Annotated in this window: 13 protein-coding genes and 1 tRNA gene; 10 read left to right on the top strand and 4 right to left on the bottom strand. The window is 64.9% G+C overall.

Annotated elements, in window-relative coordinates; all coding sequences use genetic code 11:
* Positions 1 to 27 precede the first annotated feature (27 nt).
* Positions 28 to 1134 (top strand): 3-isopropylmalate dehydrogenase, encoded by a 1107-nt coding sequence (gene leuB / locus ACP153_RS15540; protein WP_424971926.1) that lies wholly within the window; start codon positions 28 to 30, stop codon positions 1132 to 1134.
* Between the two features lie 305 nt (positions 1135 to 1439).
* Positions 1440 to 2429, top strand: coding sequence for a DMT family transporter (locus tag ACP153_RS15535; RefSeq protein ID WP_424972056.1), 990 nt, complete (start codon positions 1440 to 1442; stop codon positions 2427 to 2429).
* Here the strand turns inward: ACP153_RS15535 and ACP153_RS15530 are convergent.
* A complete protein-coding gene (locus ACP153_RS15530) occupies positions 2426 to 3307 on the bottom strand; it encodes a lysophospholipid acyltransferase family protein (RefSeq protein ID WP_424971925.1) in 882 nt (293 codons plus the stop codon). The two genes, ACP153_RS15535 and ACP153_RS15530, sit on opposite strands and share 4 nt — an antisense overlap.
* A gap of 140 nt (positions 3308 to 3447) precedes the next feature.
* Here ACP153_RS15530 and ACP153_RS15525 point away from each other — a divergent pair.
* The 4 genes from ACP153_RS15525 (at position 3448) to ACP153_RS15510 (ending at position 8225) form a co-directional block, all read left to right on the top strand.
* Positions 3448 to 3524: transfer RNA gene (locus tag ACP153_RS15525), tRNA-Pro, on the top strand.
* A gap of 374 nt (positions 3525 to 3898) precedes the next feature.
* Complete coding sequence (locus ACP153_RS15520) at positions 3899 to 4336, top strand: MarR family winged helix-turn-helix transcriptional regulator (RefSeq protein WP_424971924.1); 438 nt, start codon at positions 3899 to 3901, stop codon at positions 4334 to 4336.
* A 102-nt stretch (positions 4337 to 4438) separates the two neighbouring features.
* Entirely contained in the window at positions 4439 to 5623 is a 1185-nt protein-coding gene (locus tag ACP153_RS15515; protein WP_424971923.1) for an acetyl-CoA C-acyltransferase family protein, read from the top strand.
* 88 nt (positions 5624 to 5711) lie between these two features.
* Positions 5712 to 8225, top strand: coding sequence for a response regulator (locus tag ACP153_RS15510; protein WP_424971922.1), 2514 nt, complete (start codon positions 5712 to 5714; stop codon positions 8223 to 8225).
* Between the two features lie 3 nt (positions 8226 to 8228).
* On the opposite strand, the gene yaaA is transcribed toward ACP153_RS15510, so the two are convergent.
* The 3 genes from yaaA to ACP153_RS15495 all read right to left on the bottom strand — a co-directional run bounded on the left by yaaA (position 8229) and on the right by ACP153_RS15495 (position 11499).
* Entirely contained in the window at positions 8229 to 9035 is an 807-nt protein-coding gene (gene yaaA / locus ACP153_RS15505) for a peroxide stress protein YaaA (protein WP_424971921.1), read from the bottom strand.
* Positions 9036 to 9095: 60 nt separating this feature from the next.
* Positions 9096 to 11135 carry a DNA helicase RecQ gene (recQ, locus tag ACP153_RS15500; RefSeq protein ID WP_424971920.1) on the bottom strand — a complete coding sequence of 680 codons (2040 nt, stop codon included), beginning with the start codon at positions 11133 to 11135 and terminating at the stop codon, positions 9096 to 9098.
* Positions 11136 to 11211: 76 nt separating this feature from the next.
* On the bottom strand, positions 11212 to 11499 hold the full coding sequence (locus ACP153_RS15495) for a YggT family protein (protein ID WP_424971919.1): 288 nt from the start codon (positions 11497 to 11499) through the stop codon (positions 11212 to 11214).
* 124 nt (positions 11500 to 11623) lie between these two features.
* Here ACP153_RS15495 and ACP153_RS15490 point away from each other — a divergent pair, with 124 nt between their 5' ends.
* From ACP153_RS15490 to ACP153_RS15475, 4 genes are read left to right on the top strand one after another with little or no spacing between them, the layout of a single operon-like run.
* Positions 11624 to 12160 (top strand): acyl-CoA thioesterase, encoded by a 537-nt coding sequence (locus ACP153_RS15490; protein ID WP_424971918.1) that lies wholly within the window; start codon positions 11624 to 11626, stop codon positions 12158 to 12160.
* Positions 12161 to 12220: 60 nt separating this feature from the next.
* Positions 12221 to 13552, top strand: coding sequence for an MFS transporter (locus ACP153_RS15485; RefSeq protein ID WP_424971917.1), 1332 nt, complete (start codon positions 12221 to 12223; stop codon positions 13550 to 13552).
* Entirely contained in the window at positions 13549 to 14463 is a 915-nt protein-coding gene (gene mepA / locus ACP153_RS15480) for a penicillin-insensitive murein endopeptidase (protein WP_424971916.1), read from the top strand. The genes ACP153_RS15485 and mepA overlap by 4 nt, the downstream gene beginning before the upstream one ends.
* Positions 14436 to 15317: an esterase-like activity of phytase family protein gene (locus ACP153_RS15475; RefSeq protein ID WP_424971915.1), complete on the top strand. Its 882-nt coding sequence runs from the start codon at positions 14436 to 14438 to the stop codon at positions 15315 to 15317. Before mepA ends, ACP153_RS15475 begins: the two co-directional genes overlap by 28 nt.
* Positions 15318 to 15406 lie beyond the last annotated feature (89 nt).

Genomic DNA, 15406 nt, shown 5'->3' with positions numbered 1-15406 from the left:
GCGAAACGCAGCCGGAGACACCTAGAGATGAGCACCCCTTCCCTTCTGATCCTCGCCGGAGACGGCATTGGCCCCGAGGTCATGGCCGAAGTGCGCAAGATCATCGATTGGTTCGGCGCCAAGCGCGACATGACCTTTGACGTCTCCGAGGATCTCGTGGGCGGCGCGGCCTATGATGTGCATGGCATCCCGCTCTCGGATGAGACCATGGCCAAGGCGCAAGAGGTGGACGCGGTTCTGCTCGGCGCTGTGGGGGGGCCGAAATACGACGTGCTCGACTTCTCCGTGAAGCCCGAGCGCGGGCTGTTGCGCCTGCGCAAGGAGATGGATCTCTTCGCGAACCTGCGCCCGGCGCAATGCTTTGACGCGCTGGCGGATTTCTCGTCCCTGAAAAAGGACATCGTCGCCGGGCTCGACATCATGATCGTGCGCGAGCTGACCTCCGGCGTCTATTTCGGCGAGCCGCGCGGGGTCTTCAAGGAAGGCAATGAGCGCGTCGGTGTGAACACCCAGCGCTATACCGAAAGCGAGATCTCCCGGGTCGCGCGCTCCGCCTTTGAGCTGGCCAAGCGCCGGGACAACAAGGTCTGCTCCATGGAGAAGGCCAATGTGATGGAAAGCGGGATCCTGTGGCGCGACGTGGTGACCGAGGTGCATGCCGCCGAGTACCCCGAGGTCGAGCTGAGCCATATGTATGCGGATGCCGGTGCGATGCAGCTGGTGCGCGCGCCCAAGCAATTCGACGTGATCGTGACCGACAACCTGTTCGGCGATCTGCTGTCGGATGCGGCGGCGATGCTGACCGGCTCGCTCGGCATGCTGCCCTCGGCCTCCCTCGGCCTGCCCATGGAGAACGGGCGTCCCAAGGCGCTCTACGAGCCCGTGCACGGCTCTGCGCCTGACATCGCGGGTGAGGGCAAGGCCAACCCCTGTGCCTGCATCCTGAGCTTTGCGATGGCGCTGCGCTATTCCTTTGATCAGGGTGATGAGGCGGACCGCCTCGAGGCAGCCGTGAACACCGTGCTCGGTCAGGGCATTCGCACTGCGGACCTGATGCAGGCGGGCGATGCGACCCCGGCCAGCACCAGCGAGATGGGCGACGCGGTGATCGCGGCCCTCGACGCCAGCCTTTAAGACCGGTGGCGCGGATCTGAGATCCGCGACGCCGCCTGCGGCGCCGGTGGGAGAACGCGGCGCGGTCTTGCCCAAGCGGTCCCTTCCGCACTCCGCAGCACTGTTCCGCACTTTGATCAGACATCGTCAGGCGCGTGCATTGCACGCGCCAGCGGCTCCCCAAGCCCCGCATCCGGCGCATAGCTGGACTGCAGCCACGGGAAGTGCGGCCATTTGGCCCTTGGCGACTCGCAGGGTTCGGACGCAAAGCGACTTAGGTTGGTGGCGCTAACGCCACGTTACTTCCTTTGAGTCGCCCCATGACACTGTCCCCAAACCTCCGAGGCGCCCTGCTCGGCCTCTCTGCCTTTGCCTTCTTCGCCGTCCATGACGTGGTCGTCAAAAGCCTCGGCAGCAGCTACGCGCCCTTCCAGATCATGTTCTTTGGCGTGCTGTTCAGCTTTCCGCTGACCACGGTGATGATGATGCGTGACACCAATGTCGGCACGCTGAAACCGCGCCACCCCTGGTGGATTGCGACGCGGACCGTGGCGGCGGTCATCACCGGGATCACGGCGTTTTACGCTTTCAGCGTTCTGCCCCTGGCGCAGACTTACGCGATCCTCTTCGCCTCGCCGCTCCTGATCACGGTTCTGTCGATCCCGATCCTCGGCGAGACCGTGCGCTTGCGCCGCTGGCTGGCTGTGATCGCGGGCCTGATCGGTGTGGTCATTGTCCTGCGCCCCGGCGCGACCGAGATCACGCTCGGCCATATCGCGGCGCTGACGGCAGCGGTGGGCGGGGCGACGGCCTCGGTCATCGTGCGCAAGATCGGGCGGGAGGAACGCTCGGTCGTCCTGCTGCTCTACCCGATGGTGGCGAACTTCGTGCTCATGGCGGCCTTCATGCCCTTCACCTACCGTCCCATGCCCCTGGGCGATATGGCGGCGGTCGGTGTGATGGCGCTCCTCGGGTTTGTCGCGAATCTCTGCCTGATCAGTGCCTATCGCGCGGGCGAGGCGGCGATCATCGCGCCCATGCAATATTCCCAGATCCTCTGGGCCTCGGCCTTTGGCTATGTGCTCTTTGGTGAGAGCCTCGATGCCGCCACGGCCATCGGAGCGGGGATCATCATCGCCTCGGGGATCTATATCGTGGCCCGGGAAAGCCGCCAGAGCGTCTCGGACAACAAGCCCGTCCTGCGCACGCGGACCCCGCCCGAGACCGCGACCCTGCCCCGGGTCAGCCCGCTTCTGCCGGACAGCGCCAAGCCCGATATTGGCGCGCCGGAGGACGACGCCCGGCCGGGCAACTAGCGCTTCTCAAGCCCCTTCCAGCGGCGATGGGGCCAGAGCCACTGGTCCGGATCGGCTTCGATCCGGGCGGTGGCGCGATTGTTGAACTCGGTCATCATTACCTCGGGGGCGGCGACGGGAATCGGCTCCTCGAAGATCACGTCGATCGCCTCTTCCGCGTCCCGGCGGATCCCGAAACAAGGCACCAGCGGCGCCTTGTAGCGGATCGCCAGCTCCGCCGGGGTCAGCGCGGTCTTGGCATCCGCCCCGAGAAACGGCAGCACCTCACCCCCGGAATGGTATTGATCGGCCATGATCGCAAAAGCCCCGCCGCCCTTCAGGTGGCGCAAGAGCATGCGGAACCCGTCATTGCCCTTGGGCACCAGCGGCGTGCCCGAGGCTGCGGCCCCCGCCGCCAGATAGGGCTCGTAATAGGGGTTGTTATTCGGGCGGTAGAGCGCCCCCACCTCAACCCCCAGCGCATCGCGCAAATGGATCCGCGCCGCATCCCATTGCCCGAAATGAGCACTGACCAGAAGGATCGGCTTGCCCTCCGCATGGGCGGCCTCGATCGCGGCCAGCCCGGGGCCCGAGACACGAAAGGCCAGATGCCGGGACTGATGCTCTTCCCCAAAGAGAATCTCCGTCAGGGTCCGTCCCAGCTGCCGCCCGATCCGCGCGCAGAGCGCGAGGGCGTCGGCCTCGCTCAGGTCCGGTCGGATCCGCCCGAGATTGGACATCACCCGCGCCCGGGCGGGCGGGAATCGCCGCAGAGCGAAACTCGCCAGCGCCCCGCCCAGCGCCACCCGCCGTCGAAACGGGACAAGCCGCGCGAGCTTGAGAAACAGGTAGATCGGCGCGAAGCTGATCAGGTAGGTGAGGCGGCTGGAAAAGGTCATCTTGCCCGTGTGTGTAGCGAGGTCCTGCGGTCTCGACCAGCCTCTCGGCTTGCGTGGCGAGATACGAGGTTTTTTCGCCGGGCGCGGCGGATGGCCGCTTGCATCCATGGGATGAAACGGGTACCTCCCCGCCATTCGGTCGGGCTGTAGCGCAGCCTGGTAGCGCACCTGCTTCGGGAGCAGGGGGTCGGAGGTTCGAATCCTCTCAGCCCGACCAAATGATCTCTCCGCCCCGCCAGAACAATTGCCGTGAAATCCAGGCAGCCGCCGTGGTCGAGACTGGTCTGCGGCACACAGAGCGCGCGCCGGGATGTGCGGCTGCTGGGCAAAGATCACGCGTCTCAAGCGCCCCCTGTCGCACAGATCCCTTCAGCCCCCGCGGCCTGTCATCGGGGTCCTGCACATAAGATCCCGCGCGAGCGTCTTCCCGCCCAAAGCCCGCCAGCGCGCTTGGGCTTCCCTCTTCGGGCCTCGCTATGGTTTGATGCGTCACAGAAAAGCACGCCAGCTTGTGCTAAGACAGTTTCGCGACCCCGGGCGAGTCTCTGCCCTCTCGGGATCGCCCCCCGCAGCCGCCCCGCCGGAGGCCCTTTGACCAAGACCGACTTCAACCTCGATACGTTCCTCCCCTATCAGTTCAATGTCGCCGCCGGACGGCTCAGCCGGCAATTTGCGCGACGGTACCGAGAACGCTTCGGGATCAGTGTCGCCGAATGGCGTGTGGTCGCCCATCTCAGCCAATCGGGCACGGTGAGCGTGCGCGAGATCCATGAGCGGGTGGATATGGACAAATCCAAGGTCTCCCGTGCCGCGGCCCGGCTGGAGGCGGCGGGCTATCTGACCAAGTTCCGCTCCGAGTCAGACAAGCGGCTTGTGGATCTGACCCTGACCGAGAAAGGACGTGCCATGATGGTCGAGCTTGCAGAGGTGGCCAATGCCTATCAGGCCGAGGTGCTCTCCCAGCTCGGGACCGATGCCGCCGCCCTCCAGCGACAATTGTCTCGCCTCACGCAGACCGGCGAGGGCTAGGCCGAGCTTCCCCGCCGGATGTGACGCTGGGGCGTCTCTTGATCCACTGGCCCGGACTTGCCACCAATGGCGCAACGCAGTTTCGCGCAGGGGAGGATCATCATGTCCGCAGCTCAGGATATCGTCATTTTGGACGGCGCTCGCACCGCCATCGGCACCTTCGGAGGCAGCCTCGCATCGGTGCCGCCCATCGCGCTCGGCGCGACCGTGGCCAAGGCCGCGCTGGAGCGCTCCGGGGTCGAGGGCGGCCAGATCGGCCATGTGGCCTATGGCCATGTGATCAACACAGAGCCCCGGGATATGTACCTCTCGCGCGTGGCCGCGATGGAAGCGGGGGTGCCGGACACGACACCTGCCATGAATGTGAACCGGCTCTGCGGCTCCGGCGCGCAAGCGCTGGTCTCGGTGATCCAGGCGCTGATGCTTGGGGACGCGCAATTCGGTCTGGCCGGCGGGGCGGAAAGCATGAGCCGCGCGCCCTATATCCTTCCCGCCACCCGTTGGGGGCAGAAGATGGGCGATACCGGATCGCAAGACATGATGCTGGGCGCGTTAAACTGCCCCTTCGGGACCGGCCATATGGGCGTGACCGCCGAGAACGTCGCCGCCGAGCATGACATCTCTCGCGCGGATCAGGACGCCTTTGCCCTGGACAGCCAGACCCGTGCTGCCGCCGCCCAGAAAGCAGGCTATTTCGACAGCCAGATCACGCCGGTGCCCGTGAAAGTGAAGCGCGAGATGGTGGAGTTTCAGCGCGATGAGCATCTCAAGCCCACCACAGCCGAGGCCTTGGCGGGCTTGCGCACGGTGTTCCAGAAGGACGGCACCGTGACAGCGGGCAATGCCTCCGGCATCAATGACGGGGCCGCGGCTCTGGTCCTCGCGCAAGCCTCCGCCGCGGAGGCTGCGGGGCTGAAACCCCGTGCGCGCGTGCTGGGCTACGCGCATGCGGGTGTCCGCCCCGAGGTGATGGGCATCGGCCCCGTGCCCGCGGTTGAGGCGTTGCTCGCACGGACCGGTCTCTCGGTCGAAGATTTCGACGTCATCGAAAGCAATGAGGCTTTCGCGGCCCAGGCGCTCGCGGTGAACAAGGGGCTCGGGCTCGATCCGGCCAAGGTCAATCCGAATGGTGGTGCCATCGCCCTCGGCCATCCGGTGGGAGCCACCGGTGCCATCCTCGCGATCAAAGCGCTCTACGAGTTGGAACGCAGCGGAGGGACCCGTGCACTGGTGACCATGTGCATCGGCGGCGGACAAGGTATCGCACTGGCGCTTGAGGCGCTTTAAGCTGAGATTCACCAATTGCGTCCAGTGTCACCCGGGACCGCGCGGAGATTAAGCCGCGCGGCCAAGGGGACCAAGCAGGACGTCGCGCATGCAAATCGCCGAGATCGAGCACAAACTCGCTGCTGAACGCCGTGCGCGTTTGACCGCTGAGAGGCTGCTCGCACAGAAACAGGAAGAGCTCTTCGCTGCCAATGAAAAGCTTTCAAAACATGCGTTTACGCTCTCCGACAAGATCGTCGAGCAACGCCACCATGCGGAAGAACTGAAGGACGAGAACTTCCAGGTCCGCTCGGATCTCCGCCGGGCCGAACAACGGCTCTGGACCTCGTTCGAGACCATCGAAGACGGCTTTGCGGTGTTTGATTCTTCGCGGCGGCTCGTGCTGGCGAACCCGGCCTATATGTCGGTTTTTGACGGGATCGAGGCTGTGGCGCCCGGCGCGGAATACACCGATCTGCTGAAGCTCTGCGTCGAAGAAGGCATCATCGACACCGAAGGGCTCAGCCGCGCGGATTGGTGCGCCATGATGCAAAACCGCTGGAATGGCAGCCAGATCGAACCGGCTGTGGTCCGGCTCTGGAATGGCTATTCCATCAAGCTGGTCGAGCGGCGGGGCGATGATGGCGACATCGTCAGCCTGTGCCTCAACATCACCGACACGATCCGCCGGGAAAAGGATCTGACGATCGCGCGGACCCGGGCGGAGGCCGCCAACCGGGCGAAGTCCGCCTTCCTCGCGAATATGACCCACGAGCTGCGCACCCCGATGAACGGGGTCGTCGGCATGGCCGAGCTGCTCTGCGACAGCCCGCTCGACGAAGAGCAGCTGCTTTATGTCGAGACGATCCGCAAATCCGGCGAAGCCCTGCTGGTGATCATCAATGACGTGCTCGACTACTCCAAGATGGAGGCCGAGAAGCTGCAGCTGCATCCGGGTCCGATCGATCTGGAGCATCTGATGCATGACGTGGTCATGCTCGCCAAGCCCACCGCCCAGGAAAAGAGCGTCGATCTGGTGCTCGACTACGACATCTTCCTGCCCAGCAAGTTCATCGGGGATCAGGGCCGGTTGCGCCAGGTGATGACGAACCTCGTCGGCAACGCGGTCAAGTTCACCCTCGAAGGCCATGTGCTCCTGCGGGTGATCGGCATGCCGCCGGAGAACGGCGCGCAAGAGATCATCATCAGCATCGAAGACACCGGGATCGGCATTGCACCCGATATGATCGATCACATCTTCGGTGAGTTCAATCAGGCCGAAGACGAACGCAACCGCGCCTTTGAGGGCACGGGCCTCGGCCTTGCCATCACTCGCCAGCTGATCGAGCTGATGGGGGGGGAGATCTGGGTGGATTCCGAGCTGGGTGAAGGCTCCTGCTTCTCCTTCCGGATTACCCTGCCGCTCAATGAAGAAGACGGCGAGACACCGCTCGCCATTACGTCGGATCTGCGCCGTGTGCTGATCGTGGATGAGACCGAGATCAACCGCTCGATCCTCGAGCGGCAGTTGGCCCCACTGGGCGTCTCCGTGTCCGTTGCCAATTCGGTGGAGCAGGCGCTGGAATATCTTGACGGTCATCAGGATATCGACGCCGTCCTCACGGATCTGGTCTTGCCCGGCCTCTCGGGCAGCGACCTTGCCCGGCAATTGCGAGAGCGCCCCAACGGCCCGCCGGTGATCCTGCTGAGCTCCGCCATGATGGGGCAGCTCAATTCCGACGATAAGGATATGTTCCAGGCAACGCTCAGCAAACCGGTCATGCGCGCGGATCTCTATGCGGCACTGAACGCGCTTGCGAAACCCGAAGCACCCACGGCTGCGCCGGAACCCGTGGCCGCGGAGCCGCTTGCCTCTCCTTCGTTGGCTGAGACCAGTCCGACTGCCGCCCCGGTCCAGGTCGAGGCTCCCGCAGTTGCGGCTGCTGCGCAACCGCTTGAGACAGAGCAAACGACACCGGTGATTGAGCCCGGTCCCTTCATGTCTGCACGCCGCCGCGCCAAGCTGGCGGAGGAGACCGCCGCTCCCAGCCCAGCCCCTGCCGCGCCCGCCGCCGAGACACCGGCGCCTCCGGCAGCCACGCCTGCGTCCAACGTGGTGCCGCTGGCGCCAACGCCCGAACCGGCGCCGGAACCGGTTGCGCAGCCGACCATAGCCCCGACGGAACCTGCGCCCCCCACTCCGGCCACAGATGCCCCCCGTAAAATCAGCATCCTGGCGGCCGAGGACAACAAGACGAACCAGCTGGTCTTCCGCAAGATGGTGAAGACCCTGAATATCGACCTGCGCTTTGCCAATAATGGCGAGGAGGCTGTGGCGGCCTATCAGGACGAACGCCCGGACATGATTTTCATGGATATCTCCATGCCCAAGATGGACGGGATGGAGGCCACCCGCACTATTCGAGCCCTGGAAGAAGAAAACTCAGCGCCCCGGGTGCCCATCACTGCCTTGACCGCCCATGCCATGGATGGCGATTCGGATCGCATCCTTGCCGCAGGGCTCGACCACTACCTGACCAAACCGCTGAAAAAGGCAGAGATCATGGGCCGGATCGAGGAGCTTGTGCCCGAGGGGCGCCTCCCCCTGCATCTCGATGACTGACGCTCAGGCTGCCTGCTTGGCCTTCGGCTTTTTCGCTGGCTCCGGGTAGGGGCGCACGAAGACAGGACTGTCATCGGAACTGCGGTCCGGGTCGAACGCGTAGCCGCCGATCTCAAACTCCCGCAGCCCTTCCAGATCCGTCACGCGGTTCTGGACAACGAACCGCGCCATCGCGCCCCGGGCTTTCTTGGCAAAGAAGCTCACGGTCTTCACCGCGCCATCGCGATCCTCGAGAAAGACCGGCGTGAGCACCGGAACGCTCAGCGCTTTCAGATCGACGGCCCCGAAGTACTCCTGAGACGCGCAATTGACGATGGCTGTACTCCCGGTCTGCGCCGCCGCCTCATTCAACGCCAAGGCAATCCGGTCGCCCCACCACGCATAGAGGGTCTTGCCGCGTTCCGTTTTCAGGCGGCTGCCCATCTCCAATCGGTACGCTTGGATCAGGTCCAGCGGACGCAGGATCCCGTAGAGCCCGGAAAGAATCCGCAGATGATCCTGGGCATAGCGCATCTCATCCTCGGAAAGACTCCCCGCCTCCAGCCCAACATACGTATCGCCGGCAAAGGCCAGAGCCGCCGGACGCGCCGTGTCGGTCGCCGCCTCCGGCTCAAACGCCGCGAAACGCTCCACATTCAGTCGCGCAAGGTCTTTGGACAATCCCATCAGCTTCTGCAGATCCCCTTGGGTCAACTGCCGCGCGACTTCGACCAAGGCCACGGCACTGTCCTGGAACGCGGGCAGCGTTGCGTCAGCCGGGGTCGGCACGGACCAATCCAGTCGTTTCGCGGGGGAAATGACAGTCAACATGTGGCGCTCTCCATCCTCGGTTTCACAGCAATCTAGTCAGCGCCGCAGCGCCGTCCAGCATCAGGTTTCGCGCAGCACTTCGAGAAACGCCGCTCCAAATCGTTCGGCGCGGCGATCCCCGAGAAGTTGCGTCAGGCCATCACTGTCCGAGGGGCGCGTTTCGGCCACACGAGACAGCACGGCGGCCGAACAGGTCAGGGGCTTTTCCGTGCCCATGGGGCCGCGGATCAAATCCGCCTGGGCCTCGAGCAGCTTGTCATAGGTCTCTCCAGCGGAGCGCCCCGCCAGTTTGCGCCGCGCGGGCGAGACGGGCGCAGTGACCTCACCGGAAATCAACTCAAGGAAATCCGCCCCATAGCGCTCCAGTTTCTTGGCGCCAACCCCACTGATCCGCGCGAAGGCATCGAGCGTTGTCGGGCGCCGCTCTGCCATTTCGATCAAACTGCGATCATTGAAAATCACATAAGCCGGCACGCCAGCCGCCTCGGCCAGCGCGCGGCGCTTGGCCTTCAGCGCCGACAGCATCGGCGCATCTTCCTCGGAAACCAGCGCTCGAACAGCCGGACGTTGCGCCGCCTTGCGCAGAGTGTCCTTGCGCAGATCGATGCGCGCCTCGCCGCGCAGGATGGGTCGCGCGGCCTGCGTCATCACCAGCGCGCCGTGGCGTTCTACATCCGGACGCACCAGATCATGACCCATCATTTGCCGAAACACACCCTGCCAGGTCCGCTTGTCCAGATCGCGCCCCACCCCAAAGGTCGGCAGGTCTTCATGGCCGCGCTGACGCACCTTGTCTGTCGCATTTCCCACCAGAATGTCGATCAGATGGCCGGATCCGAAATTCTCGCCCGTCCGCAGCGCCGCCGACAGCGCCTTGCGCACGGCCTCGGTCCCGTCGAACACATCCGGCGGCTGGTCACAAAGATCGCAGGCCCCGCAAGGCGTGCTTTCCTCGCCGAAATAGGCCAGCAGGCTCTGACGCCGACAGCGCAAGGCCTCGGCCAGACCGAGCAGCGCGTTCAGTCGGCCATGATCGGCATTCTTCCGCTCCGGCGGCGCGAGGCCTTCGTCGATCTGACTGCGCCGCAGGCGAATGTCATCGGGCCCGAACAGGGTCAGCGTTTCCGCCGGGGCGCCATCACGGCCCGCGCGACCAATTTCCTGATAATAGGCCTCAATGCTCTTGGGCAGATCCGCATGGGCGACCCAGCGGATATCCGGCTTGTCGATCCCCATGCCAAAGGCCACGGTCGCCACGACGATCAGACTGTCTTCGCGCTGAAACCGGGTCTCCACGTAGCGGCGATCCTCGGCCTCCATCCCGCCATGGTAGTGACAAGCCGCGTGCCCGGCCTCGCGGAGCGCTTGCGCGAGCCCCTCGGTCTTGGCGCGGGTCCCGCAATAGACGATGCCCGATTGCCCTTTGCGCGCCCCGGCGAAGTCGAGGATCTGGCGGCGCGGCCCGTCCTTGGGCGCAAAGGCCAGATGGATATTCGGGCGATCAAAACCCCGCAGAAAAACCCGCGGTGGGGCACCGGGAAAGAGCCGTGCAATGATCTCATCCCGGGTTTCCGCATCCGCCGTGGCTGTGAAGGCCGCAACCGGCACATCGAGCGCGCGGCGCAGCTCGCCAATCCGCAGGTAATCGGGCCGGAAATCATGCCCCCATTGACTGACGCAATGGGCCTCGTCTACGGCGATCAGCCCGACGCCCGCCCGGGATAGAAGCCGCTGGGTGCCCGTATGGGCGAGACGCTCCGGCGCCATGTAGAGAATCTTGAGGGAGCCATCCTCGATCGCGTCGAATACCGCATCGGTTTCTTCGGGCGTATTGCCCGAGGTCAGCGCCCCGGCGGCCACCCCGGCCTCGCGCAACCCACGCACCTGATCCCGCATCAACGCGATCAGCGGCGAGATCACCACGGTCAGGCCTGGGCGGGCAAGCGCGGGCAGCTGGAAACACAAGGACTTGCCCCCGCCCGTAGGCATAATGGCCAGAACATCCTCGCCCGCACAGACCGCCTCGACCACCTCGGCCTGACCGGGGCGAAACTGGGAGAATCCAAAAACGGACGACAGAAGGGCGTCGGCTGCGGGCATGATAGGAGGTGACTGCTCTTTTTTCAGAGCATCCCACACTCCCTGTCGTGGGGCAAGGCGGCGCGACCGCTATATCTCAGTAAAACGCCGCGATGTTGTTGGTCAGGATGATCCGAAGGGCATAGACGCCGATCAGCACCACGAGCGGCGCGAGATCGAGCCCTCCCATATTCGGCAAGATCGCCCGGACCCGGCTGTAGATCGGGTCGAGCAAGCGCTCCAGCCCATACCAGATCTGTGCCACAAGTTGCTGGCGCAGATTGAGCACCTGAAAGTTGATGAGCCAGCTCATGATGATGTGGACGATGATGATGAACCACACCACATCAAGGATCAGCATGAGGATCTGAAAGAGCGACTGCATTGGGGTCTCCGCGCTGGTTTTCCAAGACCTATGCGTCGGGCGCGCCCAGCGCAAGGCATGGACGTTGGGTCACGGTTGACGCGCACGTCAAGAGGGCCATCCTCCCGCCCAAAGGAGTCCTCCGATGTATCCCGTCTTTCGCCTCGCCTATCAGGTCCTGCGCGCCCGGCGCATGCCGCCTCTGCAGCCCACCGAAACCCATGTGAGCCATCATCTCTGCTGGCCCTGGGACATCGATCTGTGGATGGAGCTGAACAATGGCCGCACGCTGACGCTGTTCGATATGGGGCGGATCCCCATGGGGCAGCGCGTGGGCCTGTTGGCACTGCTGCGGCGGAAACGCTGGGGGCTGACCATTGCGGGCTCGGTCGTGCGCTATCGCCGTCGGGTGCGGATGTTTGACCGGATCGAGATGCGCACGCGGACCATCGGCTGGGACAATCGCTTCGTCTATATCGAGCAAATCATGATGGTGCGCGGCACCGTGACCAGTCAGGCCGTCTTCCGGTCCGCCATGACGGACAAGGAGGGGATCGTCGCGCCCGAGCGGTTGCTGGCGGAGCTGGCACCGGGCCATGCGCCTGTGACCCTGCCCGCCTGGGTCGAGAGCTGGATCGCCGCCGAGGCGGAGCGGCCCTGGCCCCCGGAGCTTGGCGCCTGACAAAGCCCCTTGCCCTTCGCCCGGGCGCCTGCCCTAATCGCGCCGAAGTCGGAGGGCCCCATGACACCAGAACGCAAACGCATCCGCGGCTGGATGATGTTCGATTGGGCCAGCCAGCCCTATAACACGCTGCTCCTGACCTTTGTCTTTGGACCCTATTTCGCGACGGTGGTCGGCGATCCGGTCGAAGCCCAGGCGCTTTGGGGATACGCGCTGACCCTGTCGGGGCTTAGTATTGCGCTCCTGGCGCCCATCCTCGGGTCCCTGGCGGATCAGGCCGGGCGGCGGATGCCCTGGATCATCGGGTTTTCCATTCTCTATGTGGCGGGGGCGAGCACGCTGTGGCTCGCGGCCCCGGGCACGGATCTGGTTTGGGTCGTCTTGATCGCCTTCGGCCTCGGGCTGATCGGGATGGAGTTCGCCACGATCTTCACCAACGCCATGCTGCCCGATCTGGGGCCACCGGCAGAGATCGGGCGGATCTCGGGCACCGGCTGGGCCGTGGGCTATGCAGGGGGCGTCGTCGCTTTGCTGATCATGCTGCTCTTTCTGGCAGAGAACGAGGCGGGCGTGACCCTGCTGGGCCAGCCCCCCGCGCTCGGTCTCGATCCGGAGACCCGCGAAGGCACCCGCAGCGTCGGGCCCTTCACCGCCCTGTGGTTTGTCATCTTCATGATCCCGTTCTTCCTCTGGGTGCGGGAGACCCCGCCCGCCAAGCCCCAGCGCACGAACGTCCTCAAGGGCCTGCGCGATCTCGGCCGCACCTTGCGCAGCCTGCCATCGCAACCAAGCCTGAGCGCCTATCTCGCCTCCTCCATGCTCTATCGCGACGCGCTGAACGGGATGTACACCTTCGGGGGGATCTACGCGCTCGGCGTGCTGGGCTGGAGCGTGATCGATATCGGTGTCTTCGGGATCATGGCTGCGATCACCGGGGCAATCTTTGCCTATCTCGGTGGGTTCGCGGACAAGGCCCTTGGCCCGAAACCGGTGATCGTGCTGTCGATCATCGTGCTGTCCCTGGTGGGGGTGACGATCGTATCGGTCTCGCGCGAGGTCGTGTTCGGCATGCCCGTCGGGCCCGACTCCTCGCTGCCCGATATCCTCTTTTACATCTGCGGCGCGCTGATCGGCGCAGCGGGAGGCACCGTGCAAGCGGCAAGCCGGACGATGATGGTCCGCCAGGCCAATCCCGAGCGGATGACCGAGGCGTTCGGGCTCTACGCGCTGGCAGGCAAGGCGACCTCGTTTCTCGCCCCCCTGACCATCGCCATTGCAACGGATCTCAGCGGCACCCAGAGCGCTGGGTTGATCTCGCTGATCCTCCTCTTCCTCTGTGGTCTCGTTCTGCTAAGGTTCGTGCATCCGGACCCTGAGATGAGCAGACCATGATCCGTGTATTTTCCAGACTTCTTCTCTGCGCAGCGCTTGCCCTGCCCACCCTGAGCGTCCCGAGTTTGGCCCAACAGAAGGCCAACGCGCTCTTTGGGGCGAAACCCAGCGGCTCGCGTCAGGCCCCGGCGGCCTTTGGCACCTATGCCAAGGGCTGTCTCGCGGGCGGCACGCAGCTGCGTGAGACCGGCCCCACGTGGCAGGCCATGCGTCTGAGCCGCAACCGCAACTGGGGGCATCCCGATGCGATCGCGTTCGTCGAGCGGCTCAGCGCTTTCGCTGCGCGGCAGCCCGGCTGGAAGGGGCTCTATATTGGCGATATCAGCCAGCCGCGCGGCGGGCCCATGACCTCGGGCCATCAAAGCCACCAGATGGGGCTCGATATCGACATCTGGATGCTGCCGCCCAAACGCCTGAACCTAAGCCGGTCCGAGCGCGAGAAGATCAGCTCGATCTCCGTGCGGTCCAAGGATCAGCGCTCTGTCAACGGGAACTGGACCGCGCAACATATGGAGATCCTCAAAGCGGCGGCCAAGGACCCGGCCGTGGACCGGATCTTTGTCACCGCCCCGGCGAAGATCGCCATGTGCAACGCCGCCAAGGGCAACAAGAAATGGCTGCAAAAGATCCGCCCGCTCTGGGGACATCATTACCATTTCCATGTGCGGCTGAAATGCCCCTCCGGCGCGCGCGGTTGTAAGACCCAGACCCCCAGCGTGCGGGAGCTCTCCAAGGGCGGCACAGGCTGTGATGCGACCCTGAACTGGTGGGTGACCGACGCGCTTGCGCCACCGAAGAAGACCGCGAAACCGGCCAAACCTGCGAAACCCGCCCCGAAACGTCGCAATGCCCGCGACTACGTCATGGCCGATCTGCCGCAGCAATGCCAGCAAGTGCTCGCCTCGCGCTGATCGCGCCGGCGCTCGCCACCTGCCTCGCACTTGGGGCCGGGGCGGCGGAGCTGTCGAGCGTGATCACGCTGACCCATGTGGATCCGGAGTTCGGGGGGTTGTCGGCCCTCTCGGTGACCGAAGACGGGCGCCAATTCCACGCGATCGGGGATCGCGGCCTCTTTGTGCGGGGCGAAATGCTGCGCGAGGCCAATGGCGACCTGCGTGAGGTGACCCTGACCACGGTGATGCCGTTAGAGACCGGGGATGACGGCCCCGTCCGCCCGGGATTGCAGGATGCCGAAGGCAGCGCCCTGACCCCGGAGGGTGATCTGCTCGTGTCTTACGAGGGCTTCGCGCGGATCGAGCGGTTCTCCCCCGAGGGTCGGCATCTGGCGCGCCTGCCCCACCCGGCAGTCTTCAACAGCCTGCAGCGCAATTCCAGCCTTGAGGCGCTGGCGGCGGATGAAAGGGGCTGGGTCTATACGGTGCCCGAGCGCTCCGGGAAACTGGACCGCCCGTTTCCGGTCTATCGCTTCGATGGGCGCCGCTGGGACACACCCTTCGCCCTGCCCCGGCGTGGCGACTTCCTCGTGGTCGGCATGGATTTCGGCCCGGATGGACATCTTTACCTGCTGGAGCGGGCCTTGCGGGGCGTGTTTTTCTCAACCCGGGTGCGGCGGTTCGAGATCGCGCCCGAAGGACGCATCACCCGCGAAGAGACCCTGCTGGAGACCCCGACCGGCACCCATGAGAACCTCGAAGGGCTCGCGGTCTGGCGCGATCCGGAGGGTCGGCTGCGCCTGACCATGGTCGCGGATGACAATTTCAATCTCTTCCTGCGCAACCAGATCGTGGAATACCGGCTCGACTAGGCTTGCAGTGCCGCGCCCGAGGCGCTATCCGAGCGGCCTCCGCGCCCATGGGCGCCAAGTCTCCGCGACCTTGTAAAAACGGACCACAT

This window comes from Dinoroseobacter sp. S76 (assembly GCF_049801095.1).
Classification (GTDB): Bacteria; Pseudomonadota; Alphaproteobacteria; order Rhodobacterales; family Rhodobacteraceae; genus Dinoroseobacter.
This window is presented reverse-complemented; position numbering and strand designations above follow the sequence as displayed.

Coding starts and splice junctions, on each gene's coding strand:
- recQ (WP_424971920.1), bottom strand. CDS start 11,135: ATGCCCGCAGCCGACGCCCTTCTGTCGTCCGTTTTTGGATTCTCCCAG.
- ACP153_RS15515 (WP_424971923.1), top strand. CDS start 4,439: ATGTCCGCAGCTCAGGATATCGTCATTTTGGACGGCGCTCGCACCGCC.
- ACP153_RS15530 (WP_424971925.1), bottom strand. CDS start 3,307: ATGACCTTTTCCAGCCGCCTCACCTACCTGATCAGCTTCGCGCCGATC.
- mepA (WP_424971916.1), top strand. CDS start 13,549: ATGATCCGTGTATTTTCCAGACTTCTTCTCTGCGCAGCGCTTGCCCTG.
- leuB (WP_424971926.1), top strand. CDS start 28: ATGAGCACCCCTTCCCTTCTGATCCTCGCCGGAGACGGCATTGGCCCC.
- ACP153_RS15495 (WP_424971919.1), bottom strand. CDS start 11,499: ATGCAGTCGCTCTTTCAGATCCTCATGCTGATCCTTGATGTGGTGTGG.
- yaaA (WP_424971921.1), bottom strand. CDS start 9,035: ATGTTGACTGTCATTTCCCCCGCGAAACGACTGGATTGGTCCGTGCCG.
- ACP153_RS15510 (WP_424971922.1), top strand. CDS start 5,712: ATGCAAATCGCCGAGATCGAGCACAAACTCGCTGCTGAACGCCGTGCG.
- ACP153_RS15475 (WP_424971915.1), top strand. CDS start 14,436: ATGCCAGCAAGTGCTCGCCTCGCGCTGATCGCGCCGGCGCTCGCCACC.
- ACP153_RS15490 (WP_424971918.1), top strand. CDS start 11,624: ATGTATCCCGTCTTTCGCCTCGCCTATCAGGTCCTGCGCGCCCGGCGC.
- ACP153_RS15485 (WP_424971917.1), top strand. CDS start 12,221: ATGACACCAGAACGCAAACGCATCCGCGGCTGGATGATGTTCGATTGG.